We start from the raw sequence: 23,687 nt of genomic DNA, 5'->3' as shown, positions 1-23,687 counted from the left end.
CGTGAGCACCTCCGCCACTCAGGCACACCATACCGATGTAGACCGCATGGCCGACCCCAACTGGTGGCGCCAGGCGGCTGTCTACCAGATCTATCCCCGCAGCTTCCACGACGCCAACGGCGACGGACTGGGTGACATCAAGGGCATCACCGCCAAAGTTCCATACCTTAAGGAACTGGGAATCGACGCCGTCTGGCTGAGCCCCTTCTACCCTTCAGCGCTCGCTGACGGCGGCTACGACGTAGATGACTACCGCAATGTGGATCCGAAGCTGGGTACGCTTGAGGACTTTGACGAGATGGTTGAGGCCCTGCACGCCGCCGGCATCAAGATTGTGGCGGACATCGTCCCCAACCATTCCTCCGACCGCCATGAGTGGTTCAAGGAGGCCTTGGCTTCACCCAAGGGCTCCGCTGCCCGCGAGCGCTACATCTTCCGTGACGGCCGGGGCGAGAACGGCGAGCTGCCGCCGTCGGACTGGGACTCCGTCTTTGGCGGCCCCATTTGGGATCGCATCACCGAGCCGGATGGCACTCCCGGCCAGTGGTACCTGCACATTTTTGCCAAGGAGCAGCCGGACTTCAACTGGGAGAACCCGGAGATCCGTGAGGACTTCCTGAAGACCCTGCGTTTCTGGTCGGACCGCGGCGTTGATGGTTTCAGGATCGATGTAGCCCACGGCATGGCCAAGGATCTGTCCGAGCCGTTGCCCATGAAGGCCGACCTCGAAGCCAAGGCCCACGGAACCGATGGCTTCACCGATGGTTCCCACCCGTTCTGGGACCGCGATGAAGTCCACGAGGTGTACGCGGAATGGCGCAAGCTCTTCAATGAGTACAACCCGCCCCGTACGGCTGTCGCCGAGGCCTGGGTCCACGAGTCCCGCCGTGCCCGCTATGCAAGCCCCGAAGGACTGGGCCAGGCGTTCAATTTCGATCTCCTGCAGTCCGACTTCGACGCTGCATCCTTCCGGAAAATCATCACGGACAACCTCGTGGCAGCCAAGGAATCAGGTGCTTCGTCCACGTGGGTCTTCTCCAACCACGACGTCGTCCGCCACGCCACGCGGTACGGCCTTCCCGAGGGCGGCTCCGTTGCGCAGGGAACCAATGCGGCCCAGGACATCACCGGCGGCAAGCCCAAGGGCCAGGATGGCAAGGGCTGGCTGCTGGCCGGCGCACCGGCTGAAGAGCTCGACGTCGAACTTGGCTTGCGTCGTGCCCGCGCCGCCACGCTGTTGCTGCTCGCACTTCCCGGCTCGGCCTACCTTTACCAGGGTGAAGAGCTCGGTTTGCGTGAAGTCTCGGAAATCCCTGACTCGGAACGCCAGGACCCGTCCTTCTTCCGCAACCCGGGCGTGGAGATCGGGCGCGACGGATGCCGGGTGCCGTTGCCGTGGACGGCGGAAGGTCCGTCGTTTGGCTTCGGCGCGGGCAAGGCGCACCTTCCCCAGCCGGAGTGGTTCAAGGATTACGCAGTATCCACCCAGGACGGCGTGGACGGTTCCACGCTGGAGCTCTACCGCAAGGCCTTGGGCCTGCGCAGAGAACTCCAGACGGCTGAGGAACTTGAGTGGGTGGAAACCGGGAACCAGGACGTGCTGCACTTCAGCCGCCCCGGTGGCTGGCATACCGTCACGAACTTTGGCGGCGAGCCTGTTGAGCTGCCTGAAGGTGACGTGGTGATCGCCAGCGGTCCGCTGGAGAACGGCAAGCTGCCCTCCGACACCACTGCCTGGATAGTCAGCAACGCGTAGCGCTGCGGCAGAAGACGGGAAGTTATGACGAATGCGAACGGGCGGGGACGCCTCATCTATGGCTGCATGGGACTCGGTGGCCCGTGGGACGGAACGTCCTATGGCGCAGCTGAGATCGATCAGGCCGCCGCGGTGGTCGACGCCGCCGTGGGCATCGGGATTGAGCTTTTCGATCATGCTGACATTTACCGCAACGGAAAGTCCGAGGCCGTCTTCGGTGAAGTCCTTGCCCGTTCGCGGGGCCTGCGTGAAAAGATCCAGCTGCAAACCAAGTGCGGTATCAGGCTGGGGGAGCGTGGGTTGGCGACGCATTACGACCTCAGCCGGGAAGCGATCCTCGAACGGGTCAACGGGAGCCTGAAGCGGCTTCAGACCGACTATGTGGACGTGCTGCTGCTGCACCGCCCCGATCCGCTGATGGACCCGCGTGAGGTGGCGGCCGCCGTCGGAGAGTTGACGGCGGAAGGCAAGGTGCGGCAACTGGGTGTGTCCAACATGTCCGGAGCCCAGATCGCGTTCCTTCAGGACCAGTTGGAGACGCCCCTTGTGGCGGACCAATTGGAAATGAGCCTGCTTCGCCGGGACTGGCTGGAGAGTGGTGTGCTGGTCAACCATGCGGAGGGGGTGGGGTACAGCTTTCCGCACGGGACCCTGGAGCACTGCATGAGACACGGGATTGAACTGCAGGCCTATGGGTCCCTGGCGCAAGGGCGTTACACCGGAGCGAAGCCTGAGGAGCTCTCACCGGCCGAGTTGGCAGTAGCGGAGATGCTGGAACAGATGGCAGGGGAGAAGAACACTACGCCGGAATCAGTGTTGCTGGGTTGGCTGATGAAGCACCCGGCCAGGATTTCTCCGGTAGTGGGAACCACCCATCCCGCCCGGATTGCGGCATGCGCCGACGCGGCAGTTGTCGCGGAGGAGATGACCCGTGCCCAGTGGTATGGACTGTGGGTGGCGGCCCGGGGAAACAACATCCCCTAAACCCGTTTTAACCCAACTGAGTCGCAGTTGTGCGCGTTATGAGGCCTCAAAACGCGCTGTACTGCGACTCAGCTGGGTGGGAACAGCAACACATGGAGTGCGCCTACGGTGTGTGGCTGATCGGGGCCACTACCGAGTAGGTGCTTGAGTCACCCTGGATGGCCTGGCTGGGCTTTCCGTCGATGCTGACGGGAATGTCGCCGGCAATGGTGACGCGGTTGAGCTTGCGCGGCTGGCCATCGTAGTTGTCCGGGGCGTAGTGCTGGGTGATGCGGTTGTCGAACAGGACTACCTGGTTTGGCTCCCAGTTCACCCGGACCACGTTCTCCGGACGCGTCACGTACGCCTGCAGCAGACGGATGATGTCCTTGGATTCGGTGTTGGACAAGCCCACGATCCTCAGCCGCTGCGCGAAGCCCCCAATGAACAATCCGCGCTCGCCGGTCAAAGGGTGCACCCGTACCACGGGGTGGGCGGTCTCGAACTTCAAACGGGTGAACTCCTTGCGACGCTCTTCCGCATTGGAGTGCTCAAGGTTCTTGGGTACCGAGTAGTCGTAGTCATTGGTGTGGATGGCCCACAGGTTGTCCGCGAACGTGCGCAGCTCCTCCGGGAGATCCTGGTAGGCGCCGGCCGAGGACGCGATCAACGTCTCGCCGCCGTAAGCCGGAAGGTCGATGCTGCGCAGCGTGGACGCCTGAGGCGGGTTGACCACAAACGTGACGTCCGTGTGCCAGTTGTTGGCAGAGCCGTTCTCGCTGTCCACGGGAAGGACGTTTTCTTCGCCATCTACGGAAGCAACCGTGGGGTGCGCCTTGGTCAATGGTCCAAAGTGCGAAGCGAACCTCACCTGGGCTTCGTCGGTGAGGATGTTGGCCTCGCGGAAAACCAACGCCTTGTGCTCGTTGAGGGCTGCCCTGATCTGGGCCACGGTGTCCTCGCTGAGGTCGCCGCTGATGTCCAGCCCGCGGATTTCGGCGCCGATGCGGGAGCCCAGCTTGGCGAATTCGAGTTTGGTTTCGGTAATGACGGTCATGATCTGTTTCCTTACTGGTTGTGGTGGATCCTGTGGTGATGGGTTGCGGCGGGTACCGCGTGGGTGGGTCAGGAAGCGTCGGCACCAACAGCGGTGCGCCAGCGGGAGAAGTGCCGTTCAAGGGCTACCAGGAGGAAGTTCACGCCGAGCCCCAACAAGGACACCGTAAGAATGCCGGCGTACATGTCCGGGATCAGGAAGCTGCTCTGCGCGTTCACGATCAGATAACCCAGGCCGGCTTTGGCTCCCACCATCTCCGCGGCGATCAGCACCAGGATTGATGCGGTGCCGGCCATGCGGATACCCGTGAAAATGGTGGGCACGGCGGACGGGAGAATGACTTTCTGGAAGAGTCGGAAGCTGTTGAGCCCCAACGAGCGCGCCGCCCTGATCAGCAGCGGGTCCACGGTCTTCACTCCGGCAATGGTGTTGAGGAGGACCGGGAAGAACGCAGCGTAAGCAACGATGCTGATCTTCGATTCCTCGCCAATACCCAGCAGCAGCGTAAACACCGGCAGCAAGGCCAGCGCGGCAGTGTTGCGGAACAACTCCAGCAGGGGGTTCAGGACCGAGTTCAACCGCCCGTACCAGGCGATGAGCAATCCCAGCGAGACACCTGCCACCAGTGCGGCGCCGAAGCCTGCCACGGACCGGGTGAGGCTGGCAGCAATGTGGCCTTGGATGGTGCCGGCCTCGAACAGCTTGCCCCACGCCAGGAGTACTTCGTGCAGCGGTGGCAGGAACACCCTTGTGGAGGGGCTGGCCAAGTACGTCGGCCCGAGCTCCCACAGTGCCAGGAACGCCAGGACGGCCGTGGACTTCCAGAGAACTGAACCGGCCGCGGCGGCGACCCGTCGCACTTTGCCGGCTGCCGGCGTCGTGCCTTTTGCAGCATCCTGCGGTGAACGCTCGACGGCGGCAGCTGGGTTTGTCGCGGTGCCCGCCGTGGGCGCGGCTTCTGTATGAATGAGCGTGGTGGTCATCAGGCCGCGCTCCTTTCCTTGATGATGGTTGCGGGTTCGTCCGGTGCGCTGCCGTCCGGCAGGATCTTGCGGTGGCCGGCGTCCTGGGCGCGGCGGACTTCATCGTGCAGGAGCGTCCAGACCTGGTGTCGGTGCTCCACAAAGGCGGGATGGGAGCGGATGTCCCCGTCGCCGTCGCGGTCGGGAATATTGATGTCCACGATTTCCTTGAGCCGGCCCGGGCGCGCGCTCAGGACGGCGACGCGCTCGCCGAGGTATACGGCCTCGTCAATGCCGTGGGTGATGAAGACGATGGTCTTGCCCGTGGCTTTCCAGATCCTGAGGAGTTCATCCTGCAACTGCTCACGGGTCTGGGCGTCCAAAGCGGCGAACGGCTCGTCCATCAGCAAGACGTCCGGCTCGTAAGCCAGGCTCCGGGCGATGGCCACGCGCTGCTTCATGCCGCCGGAGAGCTCATGCGGATAGCGGTCCTCGAAACCCGCCAAGCCTACGAGTGCCAGGTATTCGCTGGCCTTCGCTGCCCGCTCGCGGCGGTTCAGCTTCCTGCCGTCCGGGCCCACTCCTTCAAGTCCAATGGAGACGTTGGCCGACGCTGTCCGCCAAGGGAACAACGCGTACTGCTGGAACACCACGGCGCGGTCCTTGCCGGGACCGGTGACGGCCTTGCCATCCACCAGGACTTCACCGGACGTCGGCGTCGATAGTCCGGCCAGCAAGTCCAGCAGCGTGGTCTTTCCCGAACCACTGGGGCCTACCAAGGTGAGGAACTCGCCGTCCCGGACATCCAGGCTGAGGGAATCGATGGCGGTGAGCCGGGTGGCGCTGGTTGTCTTGGTGGCCCGGACCGTGAATTCCTTGGTGACGTTCCGCAGGCTGATTTTCGCGGTCATGGCTATCCCTTCTTCGCGGCGAGCTCGTTGAACTCGTTCGTGTAGTACTTGGACGGCGTGAGCTTGTCCTTGACGATTCCCGATGCGTTGAGCCAGTCCTCCCAGCGGGTGAAGTCCTCGTCCTTGATCACCCCTGCGTCCGGGACCCCGGGGCTCTTCCAGAACTTCAGGTTTGCGGTGCTCTCATTGCGTCCGCGGCCATCGATGATCTTGGTGAAGCGGGCAATGACCTCGTCGCGAGGGGTTTCGGCAGCCCACTTGATCGCTTTGGCAACACCTGTGGTGAAGGTGCGGGTCGTGTTCGGGTTCTTCGCGATGAAGTCGTTCCGGAGCACGATCTGTCCGCCTGCGAAGGTACCGAACAGTTCCACGTCGCTGAACAGTGAGCGCAGTCCGCCGGCTTCGATGGCCCTGTCCTGCAGGACGCCGCCAAGCGTTCCGGCGTCCACCTGTCCACGACGAATCGCTTCTTCGGTGTCGTTCGGTGCCAGCGGGACCAACTGGACCTGCTTGATCTCGTCCTGGCTGAGGCCGTTCTTGGTCAGCCAGGTGTTGATGACGGCTTCGTGATGGGCGCCCAGCGTGTTGACAGCGATCTTCTTGCCGATCAGGTCACGCGGTTCCTTGATGGTGCTGTCGGCCTTCACGTAATAGCCGCTGAAGGTCTTCTCGTCGGAGCCGTAGTAGTTGGTCACGCCTTTGACTGGCGCGCCGGCCTCAATGAGTTTGACCACCGCTCCGGAGAACGCGCCGCCGAAGTCGGTCTGGTTGGTCGCCGCAGACTGGATGTCCTGCGGACCACTGGTGGTGTTGCCAACCCAGTTCAGCTTCAGGTCGCCCAGGTATCCGAGGTCTGCAGCCAGTTCAGGGAAAGTCACGTTGTTCGCCGAGCCCTGGTACCGGAGTTCCTTGACCTCGGTGCCTGCCTGGTTGGCTTGTCCGGCTTCGGCAGCGCCGCCGCAGCCGCTCACCGTCAGCGCTAGTACGACGGCGGCCGCGACGCTCAGCAGGGGCAGATGCAGTTTCATGGGAGCTACTTTCGATGAGTGGTGATGTGTTGGGTGGGCCGGCTTAAGCGGGAGCTTGGAAGCTGTGCAACGGCTTGGGAACGATGAAAGCCCATTTCGACGGCGGCTGGGAAGTGCCGGGGTAACGCCTGGAAACGCTGCGAAACAGCCCGACACGCGACGAAATCCTGGGCAATTCCCGGCAACGGGGGGACACAAGTCGCCGCGTTGAGCCTCATGAACAACAGCGACTGGCGGGCCTGGCATGACTGGCGCGTACCGCCGTCGGACCTTCATACTGTTGGACCCCACAGTCATATGGGGTTTAGTTCGTATTGATCCTCACAACCGGCCGTATTTCTTCGCCCTGTGAGCCGCCGGGCGGATACGGTAGATACATGACGTCTAGCATCGCCGCCGAGTCCATTCGGCCTACCCGCAACATTCCCGCTGATATCGCCCGTTCCTGGCTCCTTGTGAACGCCATGAAAACGGAGCTCTTTGACGAATCTGCGGGTTCACGGGCAGACGCCATCATCCTGGATATCGAAGACGCCGTGGATCCTTCCCAGAAGGACCAAGCACGCGAGAACGTCGTTAACTGGCTGACCGCCGGTGGCCAGGCGTGGGTCCGCATCAATGACGCCACCAGCCCGTTCTGGGCCGACGACCTCGCCGGTCTCCGCGGCACCCCTGGTCTGCTGGGCGTGATGCTGGCCAAGACCGAATCCGCTGACCAGGTCACCGAGTCCTACCACCGCATGGACGGCAAGACTCCCGTGGTCGCGCTGGTTGAGTCCGCCCTCGGCATCGAGGAAGCCAACCATATTGCCCGTGCCCAGGGTGCCTTCCGCCTTGCTTTTGGCTCCGGCGATTTCCGCCGCGACACCGGCATGGCGGCTACCCCGGAAGCCATGGCCTACCCGCGCGCCAAACTGGTTGTCGCCAGCCGCGTGGGTAACCTGCCGGGCCCCATCGACGGCCCTACCGTCGGCACCAACCACCCCATCCTGCGCGAGCAGACCGGCATCACCGTGACCATGGGCATGACCGGCAAGCTGTGCTTGGCCATCGATCAGACCACCGTGATCAATGAGGTCATCAGCCCCACGCCGTCCGACGTCGCCTGGGCCACCGACTTCATGAACGACTTCGAAGCCAACGGCCGCGTCATCCGCGACGGTTCGGACCTCCCGCGTTTGGGCCGCGCCGAGAAGATCATGAAGCTTGCCGTGGCCTTCGGAGTCCAGCCTTCCCTGTAAGCATGCTGGTTCACGGAGTCGTTTGGGACTCCACTTCGCCTGCATTGAGGTTGTTCGCGCCGGACGGGGAGTTCAGTGATGTTGCGTTGGGCCGGGGCTCAGCCCTGGGCCTGCGCGTTATCCCCGGTCTGTGGTGCCTGGGCCATACCAAGGTCCACGGTCCGGGGGACCGCACGCATGTTCCCTGCCGCAGCAGTGCCCCGGCGGAGCGCGGCAAACAATGTGGGGCCTGCTTTGCCCGCGATGATTCCCGGCTCATGCACGACTTTCATCGCGGCAGCTCCGTTCCCACCGGCCTGCGGGCCTATCTGATGCAGCCACACTGGCTCTACGTGGCAACTTTTGCGAACGGTGCCACCAAAGTGGGCACGGCCTCTGCGCAGCGCAAATGGAACAGGCTTGCCGAGCAGGGGGCCGTGCAGGCTTCCTACGTGGCCCATGCCGAGGATGGCCGTGTTGTCCGCATTCTTGAGGACATGGTCACCCGCGAGCTGGGCCTCGTCCAACAAGTCCGTTCGGCCTCCAAGGTGGCAGGCCTCGTGGAGCCGCGTGCCGGCGTCGAACTCTTGGCGTTGAACCGTCAGCACGCCGGGCGGGTGCGCGGGATGCTGGGCGGGCTCGGGATGACAGGCTGTTCCGTTGTGGAGGAAGAGTGGGACCGGCCCGCGCTGGCGGACCGGCTTTGTGATGGCGCCGGCGAAGGGCGTCGCCACCCTTACCCGGTAACGTTCGACTCCGGCGGGCACGGTCTGCGGGTCCACGCACTGTCCGGGGCCATCGCCTTGGCAGGTCTTCCCGACGCGTCGGGGGCAGAGGTGGAGGGCAGCTTTGTGGCAGACCTGGGCGCGCTGAAGGGCCGCAAGATCGAGTTCGGCCAGCACCTCACAGAAATCCCGGCGCTGCAGGACTCCCTTTTCTAGTCCCACGCACGCCCCGGTAGACTTGGACGGTGCTAGACGAATTCTGGGCCAACGCCTCCACTGCCTACAAAGTCCTGGTTTTCAGTGCCATGGGGCTCATTGCTGTGGGACTCATCCTGTCCATTGTGGGAAACACTTCGGGCAACCAGGGCCTCGCCATGGCATCGTTGCCGGTCATTGGTGTGGGGCTGCTCCTCCATGTGGGCGGGCTCGTGGTCCGGGGCCAGAAAATCCGTAAGGGCTACAAGAAATAAACGGCAACACTCCGTACCCCGCGGCCCGATAGGGTTGGACCATGAGTATCAATCCGGACCTGCAGGGCCGAAGCTACCCTGCCGCAGAGGTATATGACGTCGGCCGCGAAAAGATCCGCGAGTTTGCCAAGGCTGTGAAAGCCAACAACCCCGCACATTTCGATGTGGAGGCCGCCAAGGCCTTGGGGCACAGCGACCTCGTAGCGCCGCCAACATTTGCCATCATCGTTGCCCAGCGTGCTGATGCCCAGCTGGTGGAGGACCCGGAATCGGGGATCGACTTCTCCCGGGTGGTCCACGCTGACCAGCGGTTCACGCACCACCGGGCCATCGTTGCAGGTGACCAGTTGGTAGCCGAACTTCATGTGGACGGCGTCCGTGCCATGGGCGGGGGAGCCATGATCACCACCCGCTCCGAGATTTCCACCGTGGCAGGCGAAAAAGTCGCCACCACCACCTCATCCATCCTGGTCCGCGGAGAGGGACAGTAACCATGAGCCCCACATTCGAAGAACTGACGGTCGGCCAGGAAATCGGCACCCGCAGCATTGAGGTCACCCGCCAGGACCTGGTCAAGTACGCAGGTGCCTCCGGGGACTTCAACCCCATCCACTGGAACGAAGCATTCGCAACCTCTGTTGAGTTGCCGGGCGTTATCGCGCATGGGATGTTCACCATGGGTGCCGCCGTGCAGTTGGTGAGCGACTGGGCGGGCGACCCGGCCGCCGTCGTCGATTACCAGACCCGCTTCACCAAGCCGGTGCTGGTCACCGATACAACAGGAACCGATGAGGCCGGCGCCGTCATCGACGTCACCGGTGTTGTGGGAGCGCTCGACGCCGATGCCCGCACCGCCCGCGTTGACCTCACCGTTGTGGCAGCAGGACTGAAGGTCCTCATGAAATCGCAGGCGGTCGTGAAGGTCTCTTGAACCCACTGAAGGCTTCTCCGCGACGCGCCACCCCGACTGAAATGTCGCGGTGGCGCGCCGCTGTTCTTGCTTCCTACGCGGCCAGCGGCATCGCTTTTGCCACCTGGGTGTCTCGCCTGCCCGCCATCCGCGACGGACTGGACCTCACGCCGGGCGGCATTGGCCTTCTGCTGATGTGCATGACCGTGGCATCCTTCATTTCCATCTCGGCCTCGGGACTGATCGTGCTCAGGCTGGGGCCCAAACTCACTACGAGGATCGGCAGTTGCATGGTGGGCGCCGGCTTGGTCACCGTGGGATTCGGCGCTTCCGTCGCGGCGAGTCCGCTGGTGGTGGCAACGGGCCTGGTGGTGCTCGGTCTGGGCACGGCGAGTTGGAACACCGCCTCCAATGTTGAGGGAGCTGCGCTGGAACGCGCTTTGGACCGGCACATCATGCCGCACCTTCATGGGGCATTCAGTCTCGGCACGGTAGCCGCCGCCGGTTTTGGCGCCTGGGCTGCTGCGGTGCACATGCCGGTCTTCTGGCACTTCCTGATCTCAGGCGTCGTAGTTACTACGTCCGTAGTGACTGCCGGCTTCTGGTTCCGTGCGGAAAAGACAGCTGCTGCTACACACACGTACCGGCCCGATGAAACGGACACTTTCCAGGACCCCTCCACCGGTCCACTGCCCATCATCACAGGGTCCCCGGAGACGCAGCCCAAACCAGGCAAGGCCGTTGCCCCACTCGACAACAAGCGGCTCGTGGCCCTTGCCTGGCGCGACCGTCGAACCCTCCTGATCGGTGTCCTGGTCCTCGGGCTGGCATTGGCCGAGGGAGCTGCGGGGGACTGGGTGGCGCTGGCGCTTGCCGACGGCCACGGGCAGTCCGATGCCGCGGGTGCAGTGGGTTATGGCCTGTTCGTCACCTTCATGACCATCGGCCGATTCGCCGGCACGTCCATCCTCGACCGGTTTGGACGTGTGGTGGTGATGCGCTGGTGCTCAGCGACCGCCGTCGTGGGTCTTGCGCTCTTTGTCTTTTCGCCGGTTCCGTGGCTGGCCTTCGTTGCATTGGCTATCTGGGGCCTTGGCGCATCGCTCGGTTTCCCGGTGGGGATGTCAGCCGCCGCCGATGACCCCGTCCACGCCGCTGCACGGGTTTCGGTAGTCTCCACCATCGGCTACGGGGCTTTCCTTTGCGGGCCGCCACTGTTGGGCCTGTTGGCCGAACACTTCGGCATCCTGCACTCTTTGTTGGCGCCCTTGGTGCTCCTGGTGGTCAGTTTCTTCCTGGCCCCGCTCTCCGGGCAGCAGAAGGCCAAGTCCGTCCAGCCCAACGAAGCCCGTTAGGCTTAATGGGTGACCCAAACACTGCTTTCCGAACTGACCACTGCCGCCGTCGGCGGCCCCGCGGGCAACTACGTTGAGGCCCGTACTGAGGCAGAGATCATCGATGCCGTCCGTTCGGCTGACGCTGCGGGCCAGAAACTCCTGATTATCGGAGGCGGGTCCAACCTTCTGATCTCGGACGAAGGCTACCCGGGGACTGTGCTGAAGATCGCCTCCCAGGGCTTCACCGTGAACTCCGAGGACAGCTGTGGCGGTGTGTCGGTGGTGGTACAGGCCGGACACAATTGGGATGCGCTGGTGGAACACTCCGTCCTGCACGCTTGGTCCGGGCTGGAAGCGCTCTCCGGGATCCCCGGTGCCACAGGAGCTACGCCCGTGCAAAATGTGGGCGCCTACGGCTCAGACGTTTCACAAACAATCGCCGCCGTGCGGACCTGGGATCGTGAACGCAACGCAGTTCAGACCTTTACCAATTCCGAGCTCAAATTCGGGTACCGCGACTCCATCCTGAAACAGACCACGGTTGAGGGCTCGCCCCGGTACGTGGTGCTGACAGTGGAGTTTCAGTTGCCGCTGGGACGGATGAGCGCCCCCATCCGTTACGCCGAGTTGGCCCGGGTGCTGGGCGTGGAGGCAGGCAAGCGCGCCTACTCCAACGATGTCCGGAGGGAAGTCCTCCGGCTCCGCGCTTCCAAGGGCATGGTCCTGGATGCAAAAGACCGGGACACGTACTCCACAGGTTCCTTCTTCACCAACCCGATCGTGGAGGCAGAACGCGCTGCAGAGTTGCCGGAGAACGCGCCCAAGTATCCCGCGGGCGACGACGGACTCATCAAGCTTTCCGCTGCCTGGTTGATCGACCACGCCGGGTTCGGCAAGGGCTTTGGGCTGGAGGAATCGAGTGTCTCAGGCGGCAGGGCATCCCTGTCCACCAAACACACCCTCGCCATCACGAACCGGGGGACAGCATCGGCCGCGGATATGGTGGCCATCGCGCGCGAGGTGAGGGCCGGCGTCGTCGAACGTTTTGGCATTGAACTGCACCCGGAACCGCTGCTGATCGGCCTTTCGTTCTAAGGCACGTACAGCTCGCGAGGGGTGAGCTCTCGGGGGTATCCGGAGGGTCTCCTCAGCGTAGCGCCGGGACGGAAACCTAGCGTGTTCGCCGCTCGGCAATCGGCAGGATCTTGTTGAGCAACAGGAATGTCAGCCCACAACTGACCGAGCCCAGCAGGAAGATCTGGCTGAACGCGATACTCTGCGGCGATGGCCCGCTGGGCATGTACAGGCTTGCAGCGGCGAAGCCCACCAAGCCCAGGAGCATGACGATGGCTCCAACGAGGAAGCTGCGGACCTGTGCTGCGGCCGCCGGGTAGAACCAGGGTTCAGGAGCGTCGTCGTTGCGGTCGGAAACGGGCTGGCTTGCCGCGGCGGTTCCGATGAGGAGCGCGGCGGCGGCGGTTGCTACGAGGCTGGCTGTCTGGATGGCCCGCATTGACGGGGAGAGGCTGACGCCTGTTCCCACGGCAACGATCAGCCCGGCGCCAAGTCCCACCAGAGTGCAGAACCAGCCGGCGGTAGCCAACCACCGGCTCATCGGCCGCACAAACGGGGCAAGATCTCCAAAAAGCATGAATCCATCCTAGGATCCGCTGCTGGGTGAGGGCTGGGAGGCGCGGCAAGGTTCCCTGTGCATGCCGGCCCTTTTAGGATGAAGCATGCCTGCAGCCCCAAAGAATCCCAGTCCGCGCGTCATGGGCCGTTTGCGGCTCGCAAGCCAAGGCCTGTTGGCTGGGGGCTTTCCCTCGGTTGCTGATGCGGTTCGTTGGATGACGGCCATGCAGGCCCAGGACCTTGGCCACGCGCTGTGGGCCGTGGGGCAGCGCGTGCCCGGCACCCGGGCCTCGGACGTCAGGGCTGCCCTCGACGCCGGGACCGTGGTCCGTTCCTGGCCCATGCGCGGGACGTTGCACCTCCTGGCCCCCGAGGATCTCCGGTGGATTTTGGGCATCACCAGTGACCGCCTCATGTCCACTGTGGCCGGCCGGCACCGTGAACTCGGCATTACCCAGGACGACATCAGCCATTGCCGGGACATCGCGGTTAAAACCACGGAGGTGCTGAAGGCAACGGAGGGCGCACACGGCGCAACCCGGGAGCAGCTGTTCCACGCGTTTGAGGAAGCCGGCCAGACCACCACAGCACAGCGCGGGATCCACTTGCTGGGGAGCTTGTGCCAGCGCGCTTGGCTGGTGCAGGGGCCGATGGCGGCATCCAGCGGAAAGGCTGGGGTGCAGCAACTGTTTGTGCCATTTGAGGAGTGGATACCTGAGTCCCGGGACCTTGGCCGTGAGGAGGGCATCGCGGAGCTGCTGTTCCGCTACCTCAGGAGCCACGGCCCGGCCACCATCAAGGATTTTTCGTGGTGGAGCCAAGTGCCGCTCACTGAGGCGCGTGCGGCTCTTACCACCTTGCATGACCGGCTGGTTGAGGTGCCGCTGGACGGCACCAGTTATTGGTTGTCGCCTGAGACGGCGGCAATGCTCGACGACAGCGTCCCCGGCTCACGCTCGTTGCTGGCTCTTCCCGGCTTCGATGAGTACCTGCTCGGTTACCAGGATCGGAGCCTGGTACTCGCGCCCGAGTACGCCGAACGGGTAGTGCCGGGCAAGAACGGGGTTTTCAAGCGCATCATCGTCTCCGGCGGGGAAGTGGTGGGAACGTGGGCCAGAACCGTGAGCGGGAAGTCTGTAGGCGTGGTGCCGGAGCCGTTCGCGGGGGAGTTGGGGACAGCCGCTGGCCGTTCCTTCGAGGCTCAGGGGAGGGCGTACCTGAAGTTCATGGCCGGCTGAAGGATGTTGGCCGATCCAGCCGGCTGAACACACCCTACGACGCGGAAAACCCGCTGTTCCTTTGCTGGGCAGCAGCGGAACAGCGGGTCGTCAACAAACCGGTGCGTGAAGCCTAGAGCTTGCCCGTCACGATGTTGAGCATGCGGCGCAGCGGCTCGGCTGCACCCCATAGGAGCTGGTCGCCCACGGTGAAGGCGCTGATGTATTCCGGACCCATTTCAAGCTTCCGGATACGGCCCACGGGAATGTCCAGCGTGCCGGATGCTGCCACGGGGGTCAGGTCCGCCATGGAGGCTTCCTTGGTGTTGGGAACAACCTTGGCCCACTCGTTGTCCTTGGCCAGGAGGTTCTCGATTTCGGTTACGGACAGGTCTTCGCGCAGCTTGAGCGTGAGGGCCTGGGAGTGTGAACGCATGGCGCCGATGCGGATGCACAGACCGTCCATGGCGATGTGGTCCTTGCCGGCGGTGCCGTTTCCGGTGCCGAGGATCTTGTTGGTCTCTACTCCGGCTTTCCATTCTTCCTTGGACTGGCCGTTGCCGAGGTCGGCATCGATCCAGGGAATCAGGGACCCTGCCAGCGGTACGCCGAACTGGGTGGCGTCAACGCCGGTGCGCTGTGCGGCGAGGACCTTGTGGTCGATTTCGAGAATGGCCGACGCAGGATCATCCAGTTCGCTGCGGACCTCATTATTGAGGGTGCCGAACTGGTTGAGGAGTTCACGCATGTGGCGTGCACCGCCTCCGGAGGCGGCCTGGTAGGTCATGGAGGTGCCCCACTCCACCAGGTTGTTCTTGAACAGGCCTCCGAGGCCCATAAGCATGCAGGAAACCGTGCAGTTGCCGCCGATGAAGTCCTTCACGCCCCCGGACAGGCCGGCGTCGATGACGTCACGGTTGATGGGGTCCAGCACGATGATGGAATCGTCATTCATGCGCAAGGTGGAAGCGGCGTCGATCCAGAGGCCGTCCCAGCCACGGCTGCGGAGTTCGCCGTGGACCTGCTTGGTGTAGTCGCCGCCCTGGGCGGTGACAATAATCGGCAGCTTGGCAAGCGTCTCAATATCGAACGCATCCTCGAGCTTGCCGGCCCCATCAGCGAAGGACGGGGCGGCACCTCCTGCGTTCGAGGTGGAGAAAAATACCGGGTTGATGTTGGCGAAGTCGTTCTCGTCCTGCATGCGCTGCATCAGGACGGAGCCGACCATGCCACGCCAACCGACCAGTCCAACGGACGGATTAGCTGCTGTAGTCATTCACCCAGTCTAAACTTTCGGGGCGCAGAGCCGCTGTTGGTTACGTCACCACCGGAACGTACGACGACGCCGTTCGCCACAGCGGCCCACACGCCGACCGAGCGGGCTTAGCTGCCGGCGTCGGGCTCCCGCAGCAGCACGGCCTTGCGCTTGCGCAGGGCGAAGAAGGCACCAAAAGTGAATACCTGCGTGACAACGATCAGCACAATGATTCCGGCAATCCGGTTGCCGCCCAGGATCATGGTCAATCCCACGATGGCGGAAATCAGGGCGAAGAGTGGCAGGAGCATGTAGCCCAGCACGAAGAGGGTTTCAGGTTTCTTCAGTATTGCCTGCATATCCTGGGCTCCTAGCTTTCGGTCCGGCGCCACGTGGTGAACCGGTAGTTTGTGCCGTTGTTGGCGGTGAGCCAGCCCTCGGGTGGCGCCACGGTGTCGAAGGTCCAGTCGGGGCCAAGCTCTGGAGCGTAGGTGTCGCCCTCCAGATCCGCATCGATGATGGTGATGACCGCCAGATTGGCGATGCCCATGGACTGCTCAAAGATCTCGCCGCCGCCAATGATCCACACTTTTTGGCCGCCTGGAGCGAATTGCGATTCCAGCAGGGCGGCGTCAAGGGATGAAACCACGACGGCGCCCTCGGCTTCGGGCGTTGAAGCCCACTCGGCGTTACGGGTCACCACGATGTTGGTGCGGCCCGGGAGCGGGCGGTACTTTTCCGGGAACGACAACCAGGTCTTGCGGCCCATGATGACGGGGTGGCCCGAGGTGAGTTTGCTGAAGTGCTTCAGGTCTTCAGGCAAGTGCCATGGCATGGAGCCGTCCTTGCCGATCACGCCGGACTTGGTCTGGGCCCATACCAGGCCGATACCCGTCATGCGGGCCGCGGTTTCCTGGGTGAAGACGACGCCGGGCAGCGGGGAAGGAGTCTCGGAAGAAGGGGTGCTCATACCGCGATCGGCGCCTTGATAGTGGGGTGGTGGCGGTAGTCCACAACCTCGAAGTCGTCCAGGGTGTAGTCGAAGATCGAGTCCGGCTTCCGGAGGATCTTGAGCTGCGGGTATTCGAAGGGCTCACGGCTGAGCTGCTCGGCAACCTGGTCCACGTGGTTGTCGTAGACGTGGACGTCACCGCCGGTCCAGACGAATTCGCCCGGTTCGAGGTCCAGTTGCTGCGCCACCATCCGGGTCAGCAGCGCGTAGGAGGCAATGTTGAACGGCACTCCCAGGAATGTGTCCGCTGAGCGTTGGTACAGCTGGCAGGACAGTTTGCCGTCCGCCACGTAGAACTGGAAGAACGCGTGGCAGGGTGGCAGGGCCATGTCCTTGAGCTCGGAAACGTTCCACGCGGACACGATGTGCCGGCGGGAGTCCGGGTTGGCGGCAAGGTTGGTCATGAGCTCGGACATCTGGTCAATGTGCCCGCCGTCGGGGGTTGGCCAGCTGCGCCACTGCACCCCGTACACCGGGCCGAGTTCGCCATCAGCGTCAGCCCACTCATCCCAGATGGAGACGCCTTGGTCCTGCATCCACTTCACGTTCGAGTCACCGCGCAGGAACCAGAGAAGTTCCACGGCAACGGACTTGAAGTGGACCCGCTTGGTGGTGATGAGCGGGAAGCTCCCGGCGAGATCGAACCTCAGTTGACGGCCAAAAACGCTGCGCGTTCCGGTTCCGGTGCGGTCCGACTTGTGCGTGCCGTTCGCCATGACGTCACGCAGAAGGTCTTCATAAGGGGTGGGGATGCTCACGAGTCCAGCTTACTTGCCAGCCGGCCTCTCACCAGATCTATGAGAGTGTCGTCACGAATGCCTGCGTCGCGAGCCGTCCGGATCAAACCGTCGACGGCGGCCATCACCGCAGCGTCAGCCCGGACCGTGCCGTGGGGCGCCGGTGGCGGGCCGACAACGACAGTCCCGTTGCGCCGTCGTGATTCAATCAGTCCGGCCTGCTCAAGCTCCTTATAGGCGCGCGCCACGGTGCCCACCGCGATGCCGAGGTCGGAGGCCAGGCTGCGGACTGTGGGCAAGCGACTCCCGGGCTCCAGGACTCCCACTGCGATCAGGGAGCTGAGTTGCCGGCGGATCTGCTCGTACGGAGGAACAGGATCCGAAAGGTCCACCGTGATCCCTGCGGTCATTGTGCGTGTTCTCCCTGTTTTGCGACCCGTCCCCGTGGAATGGTGCGGAACAGGCTCCGCACTGGTGTCACTGAGACAAGGACCGCGATGACGGCCAGCGCTATGCCAATGATGGGAAGTGGGCTGGGGCCGATCGGATCCGGGCTTGCAGCGGAGGGGAATACTTCATACCAAAGGTTGCCGGTACCGATCAGCAGCGCGGACGCTTGCCCCAGGCAGTACGCGGCCAGCGTCCTCACTATTCGATACATGCTGATGGCCCTCAACGCCGCGTCCAGTCCAGCGCCGCTTTCGCCCTCCGGGATGCCACGACGGCGGCGGACGGCAAGGATGGCCGCGGCGCCGGCCAGCGCCACCAGTATGGTGACGAGAACGGCGGCAGGCCAGGTCTTGGGGCCAAACGGGCCCACTTCACCGGCCACGGCGAATGCGATCGCCACACCCAGTACCAGGGCGCTGCCAATGGCAAACGTGAGCAGACCCCGGGAGACGGGTTGCCGCGGCCAGTGGTTTGGAGCGTCGGATGTTCCGTAGTTCCGGGCGGTCAGGAGATCGCCTGCTGTGATGGCTGCCAGGAGGAGTACGGCCACTGTTCCCGTCAGCAAAGGAAATGCCCACGGTGCAGCTGTTTGCGCAGGAAACAGGATCACTGCGTAGCCGGCCACCAGAGCAAGCCCGCCCACGACCCCCAGTACCGCACCGATGGAGATGCTGAGCCGGGCTGCCCGGTGGGTACGGGGATCAGCGCGAAGCGTAGCGGCACTGGTGCTCTTGGCCGCCTTGAGCAGCGACGGCAGTTCAGGAACCCGCCACCACCACATCATCAGGAGCACCACCATGTTGAACAGGCCAAGGGCGTTGAACCAGGACGACTGCCATATGGCGCCGGGGGCTGGTTGGGCCGCAAAGTTTCCAGCGATGGCTGCCAGCCCTGCGGCGATGGTCGCGACCGTCCTGAGCAAGCGGTTGGTGGCGATGATGCGGAGGACCCGGTTATCGTCGCTGTCGAGTGTTTCCAGCTGACGGCGGCGGGCGATGAGGAGGAGTATCAGCCACGTTCCGACGGCAAGAAGCAACAGCGCCCCGCCCAGCCAGATGGCCAGTTCCGCACCGGGGATCCTGCCTTCTTGTCCCTGCCCTATGTAGCCGTTGGGCGGTGTCTGGTCCGGGGGACTGGAAAGGTCCGGGGGAGTCGGGAGCACCGGGATGTGCTCAGGCAGCGCAGCCACCCAGGCGATGACCACGGCTGCGTAGGCGAAGATCGAGGCGGTGGTCCACGCGAGTTTGCGGGGGAGGAAGTCCCTGATCCTGCGGACGGTCAGTTCTGCGTACCTTCTGGGTGCCTTGGGCGCGGGGTAGCTCAGTTGACCCAACGCATGGACGGCGAGGCAGGCGAGAATGGGCCAGCCGAGTGCGCCGGCGATCTGCTCGGGAGTGGAAGGTGCGCTTGCCCCGACGGGATTGACGCGAAGGATCCCCGCGTTCATGGCTCCTTGCAGGGAACTGGCCATCCACCCGATGATTCCCACCCATAGTCCATGCGAGGCAACGGATTGGGCATCGGGCTTGGACCACACCTGCAGGCGAAGGAAAAGATAAACGATCACGGCGCCGACTGCAGGCCCAAGGAAAAGTAAAGGCGGCAGGTTTACATACACGGACAAGACCCCCATGTCTTTTGTATCAATGTACTAAGTATTTGATACAAAAGACATGGGGTCAAGCTCCGGAATCGTGTGGTCCTAGTCGTCGAAAGGCTTGACCTGTTCCACGGAAACAATCTTCCGCTCAGATCCACGCGCCACCTGGCAGACAATCACTTCGCCTGGTGTCAGGTATGGGTCTGATTCCGGCAGGAGGGCTTTCAAGCCGTGCGACATGTGTTGTCCCAGCTGTTTCAAGGCAGTAGGAAGCGCAGGGCGGTGAGTGCAGACGGCGATCGGAACCTGTTTGTCGAACAAGGCCTCCACCGCTGCAGCAGTCTTCTTGGGGGAGCGGTGGTGGCTGTGCTCCGTGAGTGCCTCCACCAGTTTCACCTTGGCCCCGCTGGCTTTGGCATAAGGGGCGATCGTGGCAACACACCGTGCCCAAGGGCTGGTGACCACCCGCTGCGGCTTCCAAACCTCCAGGAGGCGTTGAACGGCAACTGCCTGCCGCTGGCCCGTCGCTGCCAACGGACGGTCGCCCTCAGCCTTGGTCCAGGAGGACCGGGGCTTGGCCTTGGCATGGCGGATCAGCACCAGTGGCCAGGTGTCCAGCTCACCGCGGATGTGCGCTTTTTCGAGGTATTCGAGCGGCTCCGTATCGGTGGGGTTGCTCAGGAATGCGGCCGCCCTGTCAGGGCTGCACCACATGACGCTGTCCACTTCCTTGCCGTCGGGCCTGAGCTGGGCTCCGTTGACCCGGACAGCCCAGTAGCGGACCACCTTCAAACCCGCAGACACATGGTAGTGAATGGCGGGAAGCGGTATGCCCAAGGGAGCCTGGAGGCCAATCTCTTCCCACACTTCACGTGCTGCGCACTCAGGAACTGTTTCGCCGGCGTCGAGCTTTCCTTTAGGCCAGGACCAATCGTCGTACCGAGGCCGGTGGATGAGGAGAACCTCAAGGGCACCCTTGTTGATCCGCCACGGAATGGCACCGGCTGCTACAACAGCCACCGACTCGCCGGGGTGGTCAGTCTGATCCGCCACGGGGGTATCGCTGTTCAAGTGGTTCCTCTACCGCCGTGCCGATGCCCGCTGGCGCGAACGTGAGGCCAGGAGCCAGGATTGCATGTCCAGCAATGGCTTGCCGTCCTGGTCCAAGTGGTGCCTGGTCCAGTGTCCGTGATCGTCCAGGTGCCAGCTGGCAGTCCCGTCATCAACATAGCGACGCAGCAGGTCCATGACGGTAGCTGTGTCTTCCTTGCTGGCCAGCTGCACCAGCGCCTCTACGCGGCGGTCCAGGTTGCGGTGCATCATGTCGGCGGAGCCGATGTACACCACGGGATCGCCACCGTTGCCAAAAGCAAAGACGCGTGAGTGTTCAAGGAAGCGACCCAGGACGGAACGGACCCTGATGTTCTCGCTGAGTCCCGGCACGCCAGGGCGCAGGGAGCAGATGCCGCGCACCACGACGTCAACCTTCACACCGGCCTGTGAGGCCCGGTAGAGGGCATCGATGATGGCTTCGTCCACCATCGAGTTGACCTTGATCTGTACCAATCCGGGCACGCCGGCCTGGGCGTTGCGGATTTCGGTTTCAATCCTGTCCATCAAGCCGGCCCGCACGGACCGCGGCGCAACGAGCAACCTTTTGAACGTGGACTTCGGCGCGTAGCCGGAGAGCTGGTTGAACAGTTTGGACAAGTCCTCGCCCACTTGTTCATTGGCCGTCAGAAGGCCAAGGTCTTCGTAGTAGCGGGCCGTGCGGGGGTGGTAGTTGCCGGTGCCGATGTGGCAGTAGCGGCGGAGGCCGTCCACTTCCTGTCGAACCACCAAGGACAACTTGCAATGGGTTTTCAGGCCCACGATGCCATACACCACGTGAACGCCCGCCTGTTCCAGCTTGCGCGCCCACGATATGTTGGCCTGCTCATCAAAGCGGGCTTTGATTTCAACAAGGGCCAGGACTTGTTTGCCTGCCTCGGCGGCATCGATGAGGGCGTCAACGATGGGGGAGTCACCAGACGTCCGGTAAAGGGTCTGTTTGATGGCCTGCACCTTGGGATCCGCGGCCGCTTGTTCCAGGAAAGCCTGGACCGAGGTGGAGAACGAGTCATAGGGGTGGTGGAGCAGGATGTCCCTGCGGCGCATCGCGGCGAAGACATTGGCGGCCTTCGAGGTCTCGGACTCGTTAAGGTAGCGGGACGTGTGCGGGACATGCTTGGGGTAGTGCAGATCCGCGCGGTCAATGGCGCTGATGGCTGACAGTCCGCGGAGATCCAACGGTGCGGGAACGGAGTAGACCTCGGACTCTTCAACCCCGAGTTCACGGATCAGCAGGGCCTTGATGTTCGGGTTGATGTCCGTGGTGACTTCCAGCCGTACCGGCGGGCCGAAGCGGCGACGCAGCAGTTCCTTCTCCAAGGCCTGCAGGAGGTTCTCGGCGTCGTCCTCTTCAACTTCCAGGTCCTCATTGCGGGTGACACGGAAGGTGTGGTGCTCCAGGACTTCCATGCCGGGGAAAAGCTTATCCAGGTGGACGGCAATGACCTCTTCGAGCGCGATGAACCGGGCTACGCGGCCCGGAATGGCGCCTGCACGCGGTCCGTCCACGGAAATGAGGCGGGGAAGCTGGTCCGGTACCTTGACGCGTGCGAAAAGCTCTTTGTCGCTGATCGGGTTGCTGACGATCACGGCAAGGTTGAGGGAGAGGCCGGAGATGTAGGGGAAGGGGTGCGCTGGGTCCACAGCAAGCGGTGTCAGGATGGGGAAGACCTTCTCCTGGAACATGATGCTGATCCGGTGGCGGGCATCCTCATCCAGTTCATGCCAGTGCATGATGTGGATGTGCTCGTAAGCCAGTGCAGGTCGGATCTGCTCAGCGAAGACCCTTGCGTGACGCTCCTGAAGCCTGTGGGCCTCTTCGCTGATCTGTTCCAGCACCTCAATGGGGCTCAGCCCGGCCGGGGAGGGCACAGCCAGGCCCGTGGCGATACGCCTCTTGAGGCCGGCAACGCGGACCATGAAGAACTCGTCCAGGTTCGAGGCAAAAATCGACAGGAAACTGACACGTTCCAGCAGGAAAAGTTCAGGATCTTCGGCGAGTTCCAGCACACGGGAGTTGAAGGCCAGCCAGCTCAGCTCGCGGTCCAGGAAACGGTCCGGAGAGATGTCGCCTTCCGGCTCCAGGCTCGGTGCGAATTCCGGAATATCGATGCGGTCCTGGGTGGCACGCGAGGCCGGCACTTCCGAAGATCCGAAGCGTGGGGGCAAGGTTGCACCCTTCGAGGTGGATCCGGCGGTGCCGACGGGGTCCGGCTGCATGGGGTTCTCCTAAGCTCAGGACGGGGTTTCCTCCCACATTACAAGCAATTGGGCTGCCCGAATCATAGATGTCACCGGCATTCCGTCCGGCAATCACGCCGGGTTAATTTTTGGTTAAAGGTCCATACATCACATCGGTGTCCCAGCGAACGAAACCGAGTTTCTGATATAGGGCTACCGCTGCCTGGTTGTCGGCGTCCACGTACAGCATGACTGCATGCAGTCCTTTTTCCTGGAGGTGCTTGATTCCAGCGACCGTCAGGGCCTTGCCCAGCCCCAGCCCTTGCGCCGCTGGAGTAACGCCCACCACATACACCTCGCCGATGGCCGGGTGCGGACCCTGCCGGGGATGGACTTTGGTCCAGTGGAAACCCAGGAGCTCCCCGTCGGTGTTGACGGCCAGGAGGAACCCTGCGGGATCGAACCAGTCCTCAGCCTTCCGGGCTTCGAGGTCCGCCAGGGTCATCGATCCCTGCTCAGGGTGGTGGGAGAACGCAGCGCGGTTGGCTGCCAGCCACGCTTGCTCATCCTGGCCTGGAACGAAGGCGCGGAGGGAGACCCCGTCCGGGAGGCCGGCGTCGGGCAGTGCTGACGCAGAGGACATGAGCCGCATCTTCCACAGCTCACGGACCGGTCCGTATCCGAAACGGGTGGCGAGCTCGGCGGCGGCCTCGTGGTTCCCATGCGACCATGCGCTGAGTCCGTCGAGGCTCCGCTTGTCCTGCAGGGCGCCCAGCAGCCTTCCGGCCACACCCTGGTTGCGATAGCTCGGGTGGACGGCCAGCTCCAGCACGCCGCTTGAGTCGGGCGCCTCAACGACGACGGCGATTCCCGCCAGGTCTTCAGCCGTGGCCGGATCGGAATCTTCGTCGGGTGCGTAAAGGGCCAAGGACAAGACCGAGTGGTCTCCGGAATCGACGCCCCGCAGCATCACCAGCGTCTGCTCCGAAAAAGGCGGGTTCCCGTCGGACTCCCCGGCTGCGGCGGCGAGGGTCTTGACGTCCCTGAGGAGATCGGGGTCCAAGGCGCCGGCGATGATCAGGACGGGCCAGTTTTCCGGGTGCGCGTGACTCATGATGCAAGGCTATACGTCCGGGGCAAGCCCCGTGATTTGA

The 23,687-nt window shown here is 63.4% G+C and carries 25 protein-coding genes; 10 read left to right on the top strand and 15 right to left on the bottom strand.

What is annotated here, in order from left to right:
- Position 1: 1 nt before the first annotated feature.
- The gene (locus QEH68_RS15270; protein WP_280623285.1) at positions 2-1,756 is read left to right on the top strand and encodes a glycoside hydrolase family 13 protein; all 1,755 of its coding nucleotides are present in this window, start codon (positions 2-4) and stop codon (positions 1,754-1,756) included.
- Positions 1,757-1,780: 24 nt separating this feature from the next.
- Positions 1,781-2,740, top strand: coding sequence for an aldo/keto reductase (locus QEH68_RS15265; RefSeq protein WP_280623284.1), 960 nt, complete (start codon positions 1,781-1,783; stop codon positions 2,738-2,740).
- 103 nt (positions 2,741-2,843) lie between these two features.
- On the opposite strand, the gene QEH68_RS15260 is transcribed toward QEH68_RS15265, so the two are convergent.
- The 4 genes from QEH68_RS15260 to QEH68_RS15245 all read right to left on the bottom strand — a co-directional run bounded on the left by QEH68_RS15260 (position 2,844) and on the right by QEH68_RS15245 (position 6,677).
- Complete coding sequence (locus QEH68_RS15260; RefSeq protein ID WP_207594277.1) at positions 2,844-3,776, bottom strand: TauD/TfdA family dioxygenase; 933 nt, start codon at positions 3,774-3,776, stop codon at positions 2,844-2,846.
- Positions 3,777-3,844: 68 nt separating this feature from the next.
- Entirely contained in the window at positions 3,845-4,759 is a 915-nt protein-coding gene (locus QEH68_RS15255) for an ABC transporter permease (protein WP_280623283.1), read from the bottom strand.
- Positions 4,759-5,649, bottom strand: a complete 891-nt coding sequence (locus QEH68_RS15250) for an ABC transporter ATP-binding protein (protein WP_280623282.1) — start codon at positions 5,647-5,649, stop codon at positions 4,759-4,761. Before QEH68_RS15250 ends, QEH68_RS15255 begins: the two co-directional genes overlap by 1 nt.
- A gap of 2 nt (positions 5,650-5,651) precedes the next feature.
- Positions 5,652-6,677 (bottom strand): ABC transporter substrate-binding protein, encoded by a 1,026-nt coding sequence (locus QEH68_RS15245; RefSeq protein WP_207594274.1) that lies wholly within the window; start codon positions 6,675-6,677, stop codon positions 5,652-5,654.
- Positions 6,678-7,054: 377 nt separating this feature from the next.
- On the opposite strand from QEH68_RS15245, the gene QEH68_RS15240 reads away from it, so the two are divergent.
- Positions 7,055-7,918, top strand: coding sequence for a CoA ester lyase (locus QEH68_RS15240; protein WP_207594273.1), 864 nt, complete (start codon positions 7,055-7,057; stop codon positions 7,916-7,918).
- A 98-nt stretch (positions 7,919-8,016) separates the two neighbouring features.
- On the opposite strand, the gene QEH68_RS15235 is transcribed toward QEH68_RS15240, so the two are convergent.
- Positions 8,017-8,190: a hypothetical protein gene (locus QEH68_RS15235; RefSeq protein ID WP_280623281.1), complete on the bottom strand. Its 174-nt coding sequence runs from the start codon at positions 8,188-8,190 to the stop codon at positions 8,017-8,019.
- A gap of 60 nt (positions 8,191-8,250) precedes the next feature.
- Between QEH68_RS15235 and QEH68_RS15230 the strand changes: the two genes are divergently transcribed.
- Genes QEH68_RS15230 through QEH68_RS15205 form a run of 6 tightly spaced genes read left to right on the top strand, consistent with a single transcriptional unit; the run spans position 8,251 to position 12,434 of the window.
- Entirely contained in the window at positions 8,251-8,838 is a 588-nt protein-coding gene (locus QEH68_RS15230; RefSeq protein ID WP_280623280.1) for a hypothetical protein, read from the top strand.
- A gap of 29 nt (positions 8,839-8,867) precedes the next feature.
- Positions 8,868-9,092, top strand: coding sequence for a DUF3188 domain-containing protein (locus QEH68_RS15225; protein WP_280623279.1), 225 nt, complete (start codon positions 8,868-8,870; stop codon positions 9,090-9,092).
- A gap of 41 nt (positions 9,093-9,133) precedes the next feature.
- Entirely contained in the window at positions 9,134-9,583 is a 450-nt protein-coding gene (locus QEH68_RS15220; RefSeq protein ID WP_089595838.1) for a MaoC family dehydratase N-terminal domain-containing protein, read from the top strand.
- 2 nt (positions 9,584-9,585) lie between these two features.
- Positions 9,586-10,023 (top strand): MaoC family dehydratase, encoded by a 438-nt coding sequence (locus QEH68_RS15215; RefSeq protein WP_280623278.1) that lies wholly within the window; start codon positions 9,586-9,588, stop codon positions 10,021-10,023.
- Between the two features lie 41 nt (positions 10,024-10,064).
- Positions 10,065-11,357: an MFS transporter gene (locus QEH68_RS15210; protein ID WP_280628023.1), complete on the top strand. Its 1,293-nt coding sequence runs from the start codon at positions 10,065-10,067 to the stop codon at positions 11,355-11,357.
- A 9-nt stretch (positions 11,358-11,366) separates the two neighbouring features.
- Entirely contained in the window at positions 11,367-12,434 is a 1,068-nt protein-coding gene (locus QEH68_RS15205; protein ID WP_280623277.1) for a UDP-N-acetylmuramate dehydrogenase, read from the top strand.
- Between the two features lie 76 nt (positions 12,435-12,510).
- On the opposite strand, the gene QEH68_RS15200 is transcribed toward QEH68_RS15205, so the two are convergent.
- Positions 12,511-12,990, bottom strand: coding sequence for a hypothetical protein (locus tag QEH68_RS15200; RefSeq protein WP_207594267.1), 480 nt, complete (start codon positions 12,988-12,990; stop codon positions 12,511-12,513).
- An 85-nt stretch (positions 12,991-13,075) separates the two neighbouring features.
- Between QEH68_RS15200 and QEH68_RS15195 the strand changes: the two genes are divergently transcribed.
- Positions 13,076-14,209, top strand: a complete 1,134-nt coding sequence (locus tag QEH68_RS15195; RefSeq protein ID WP_280623276.1) for a winged helix DNA-binding domain-containing protein — start codon at positions 13,076-13,078, stop codon at positions 14,207-14,209.
- Positions 14,210-14,321: 112 nt separating this feature from the next.
- Here the strand turns inward: QEH68_RS15195 and asd are convergent, their stop codons facing one another.
- From asd to mshD, 9 genes are all read right to left on the bottom strand, one after another.
- Positions 14,322-15,464, bottom strand: a complete 1,143-nt coding sequence (gene asd, locus QEH68_RS15190; protein WP_207594265.1) for an aspartate-semialdehyde dehydrogenase — start codon at positions 15,462-15,464, stop codon at positions 14,322-14,324.
- Between the two features lie 107 nt (positions 15,465-15,571).
- Complete coding sequence (locus tag QEH68_RS15185) at positions 15,572-15,793, bottom strand: NF038396 family protein (RefSeq protein ID WP_207597615.1); 222 nt, start codon at positions 15,791-15,793, stop codon at positions 15,572-15,574.
- A 20-nt stretch (positions 15,794-15,813) separates the two neighbouring features.
- Positions 15,814-16,413 carry a dihydrofolate reductase gene (locus tag QEH68_RS15180; RefSeq protein ID WP_207594264.1) on the bottom strand — a complete coding sequence of 200 codons (600 nt, stop codon included), beginning with the start codon at positions 16,411-16,413 and terminating at the stop codon, positions 15,814-15,816.
- Positions 16,410-17,213 carry a thymidylate synthase gene (locus tag QEH68_RS15175; RefSeq protein ID WP_207594263.1) on the bottom strand — a complete coding sequence of 268 codons (804 nt, stop codon included), beginning with the start codon at positions 17,211-17,213 and terminating at the stop codon, positions 16,410-16,412. Before QEH68_RS15175 ends, QEH68_RS15180 begins: the two co-directional genes overlap by 4 nt.
- The gene (locus QEH68_RS15170; RefSeq protein WP_207594262.1) at positions 17,210-17,602 is read right to left on the bottom strand and encodes a GntR family transcriptional regulator; all 393 of its coding nucleotides are present in this window, start codon (positions 17,600-17,602) and stop codon (positions 17,210-17,212) included. The genes QEH68_RS15175 and QEH68_RS15170 overlap by 4 nt, the downstream gene beginning before the upstream one ends.
- On the bottom strand, positions 17,599-19,275 hold the full coding sequence (locus QEH68_RS15165) for a hypothetical protein (protein ID WP_280623275.1): 1,677 nt from the start codon (positions 19,273-19,275) through the stop codon (positions 17,599-17,601). The genes QEH68_RS15170 and QEH68_RS15165 overlap by 4 nt, the downstream gene beginning before the upstream one ends.
- A gap of 69 nt (positions 19,276-19,344) precedes the next feature.
- On the bottom strand, positions 19,345-20,313 hold the full coding sequence (locus tag QEH68_RS15160; RefSeq protein ID WP_280623274.1) for an NUDIX hydrolase: 969 nt from the start codon (positions 20,311-20,313) through the stop codon (positions 19,345-19,347).
- Between the two features lie 9 nt (positions 20,314-20,322).
- A complete protein-coding gene (locus tag QEH68_RS15155) occupies positions 20,323-22,572 on the bottom strand; it encodes an RNA degradosome polyphosphate kinase (protein ID WP_207594260.1) in 2,250 nt (749 codons plus the stop codon).
- A 103-nt stretch (positions 22,573-22,675) separates the two neighbouring features.
- Positions 22,676-23,647 carry a mycothiol synthase gene (gene mshD / locus QEH68_RS15150; RefSeq protein WP_280623273.1) on the bottom strand — a complete coding sequence of 324 codons (972 nt, stop codon included), beginning with the start codon at positions 23,645-23,647 and terminating at the stop codon, positions 22,676-22,678.
- Positions 23,648-23,687 lie beyond the last annotated feature (40 nt).

Origin of the sequence: Paenarthrobacter sp. OM7 (assembly GCF_029873575.1) — a bacterium.
Lineage (GTDB): Bacteria > Actinomycetota > Actinomycetes > Actinomycetales > Micrococcaceae > Arthrobacter.
This window is presented reverse-complemented; position numbering and strand designations above follow the sequence as displayed.

Bases quoted from the DNA above. Each gene is read 5' to 3' on its own strand.
- QEH68_RS15165 (WP_280623275.1), bottom strand. From the start codon at position 19,275: ATGGGGGTCTTGTCCGTGTATGTAAACCTGCCGCCTTTACTTTTCCTT.
- QEH68_RS15210 (WP_280628023.1), top strand. From the start codon at position 10,065: ATGTCGCGGTGGCGCGCCGCTGTTCTTGCTTCCTACGCGGCCAGCGGC.
- QEH68_RS15235 (WP_280623281.1), bottom strand. From the start codon at position 8,190: ATGAAAGTCGTGCATGAGCCGGGAATCATCGCGGGCAAAGCAGGCCCC.
- QEH68_RS15220 (WP_089595838.1), top strand. From the start codon at position 9,134: ATGAGTATCAATCCGGACCTGCAGGGCCGAAGCTACCCTGCCGCAGAG.
- QEH68_RS15215 (WP_280623278.1), top strand. From the start codon at position 9,586: ATGAGCCCCACATTCGAAGAACTGACGGTCGGCCAGGAAATCGGCACC.
- QEH68_RS15180 (WP_207594264.1), bottom strand. From the start codon at position 16,413: ATGAGCACCCCTTCTTCCGAGACTCCTTCCCCGCTGCCCGGCGTCGTC.
- mshD (WP_280623273.1), bottom strand. From the start codon at position 23,647: ATGAGTCACGCGCACCCGGAAAACTGGCCCGTCCTGATCATCGCCGGC.
- QEH68_RS15245 (WP_207594274.1), bottom strand. From the start codon at position 6,677: ATGAAACTGCATCTGCCCCTGCTGAGCGTCGCGGCCGCCGTCGTACTA.
- QEH68_RS15195 (WP_280623276.1), top strand. From the start codon at position 13,076: ATGCCTGCAGCCCCAAAGAATCCCAGTCCGCGCGTCATGGGCCGTTTG.
- QEH68_RS15265 (WP_280623284.1), top strand. From the start codon at position 1,781: ATGACGAATGCGAACGGGCGGGGACGCCTCATCTATGGCTGCATGGGA.
- QEH68_RS15170 (WP_207594262.1), bottom strand. From the start codon at position 17,602: ATGACCGCAGGGATCACGGTGGACCTTTCGGATCCTGTTCCTCCGTAC.
- QEH68_RS15240 (WP_207594273.1), top strand. From the start codon at position 7,055: ATGACGTCTAGCATCGCCGCCGAGTCCATTCGGCCTACCCGCAACATT.
- QEH68_RS15200 (WP_207594267.1), bottom strand. From the start codon at position 12,990: ATGCTTTTTGGAGATCTTGCCCCGTTTGTGCGGCCGATGAGCCGGTGG.
- QEH68_RS15155 (WP_207594260.1), bottom strand. From the start codon at position 22,572: ATGCAGCCGGACCCCGTCGGCACCGCCGGATCCACCTCGAAGGGTGCA.
- QEH68_RS15250 (WP_280623282.1), bottom strand. From the start codon at position 5,649: ATGACCGCGAAAATCAGCCTGCGGAACGTCACCAAGGAATTCACGGTC.
- QEH68_RS15255 (WP_280623283.1), bottom strand. From the start codon at position 4,759: ATGACCACCACGCTCATTCATACAGAAGCCGCGCCCACGGCGGGCACC.
- QEH68_RS15260 (WP_207594277.1), bottom strand. From the start codon at position 3,776: ATGACCGTCATTACCGAAACCAAACTCGAATTCGCCAAGCTGGGCTCC.
- asd (WP_207594265.1), bottom strand. From the start codon at position 15,464: ATGACTACAGCAGCTAATCCGTCCGTTGGACTGGTCGGTTGGCGTGGC.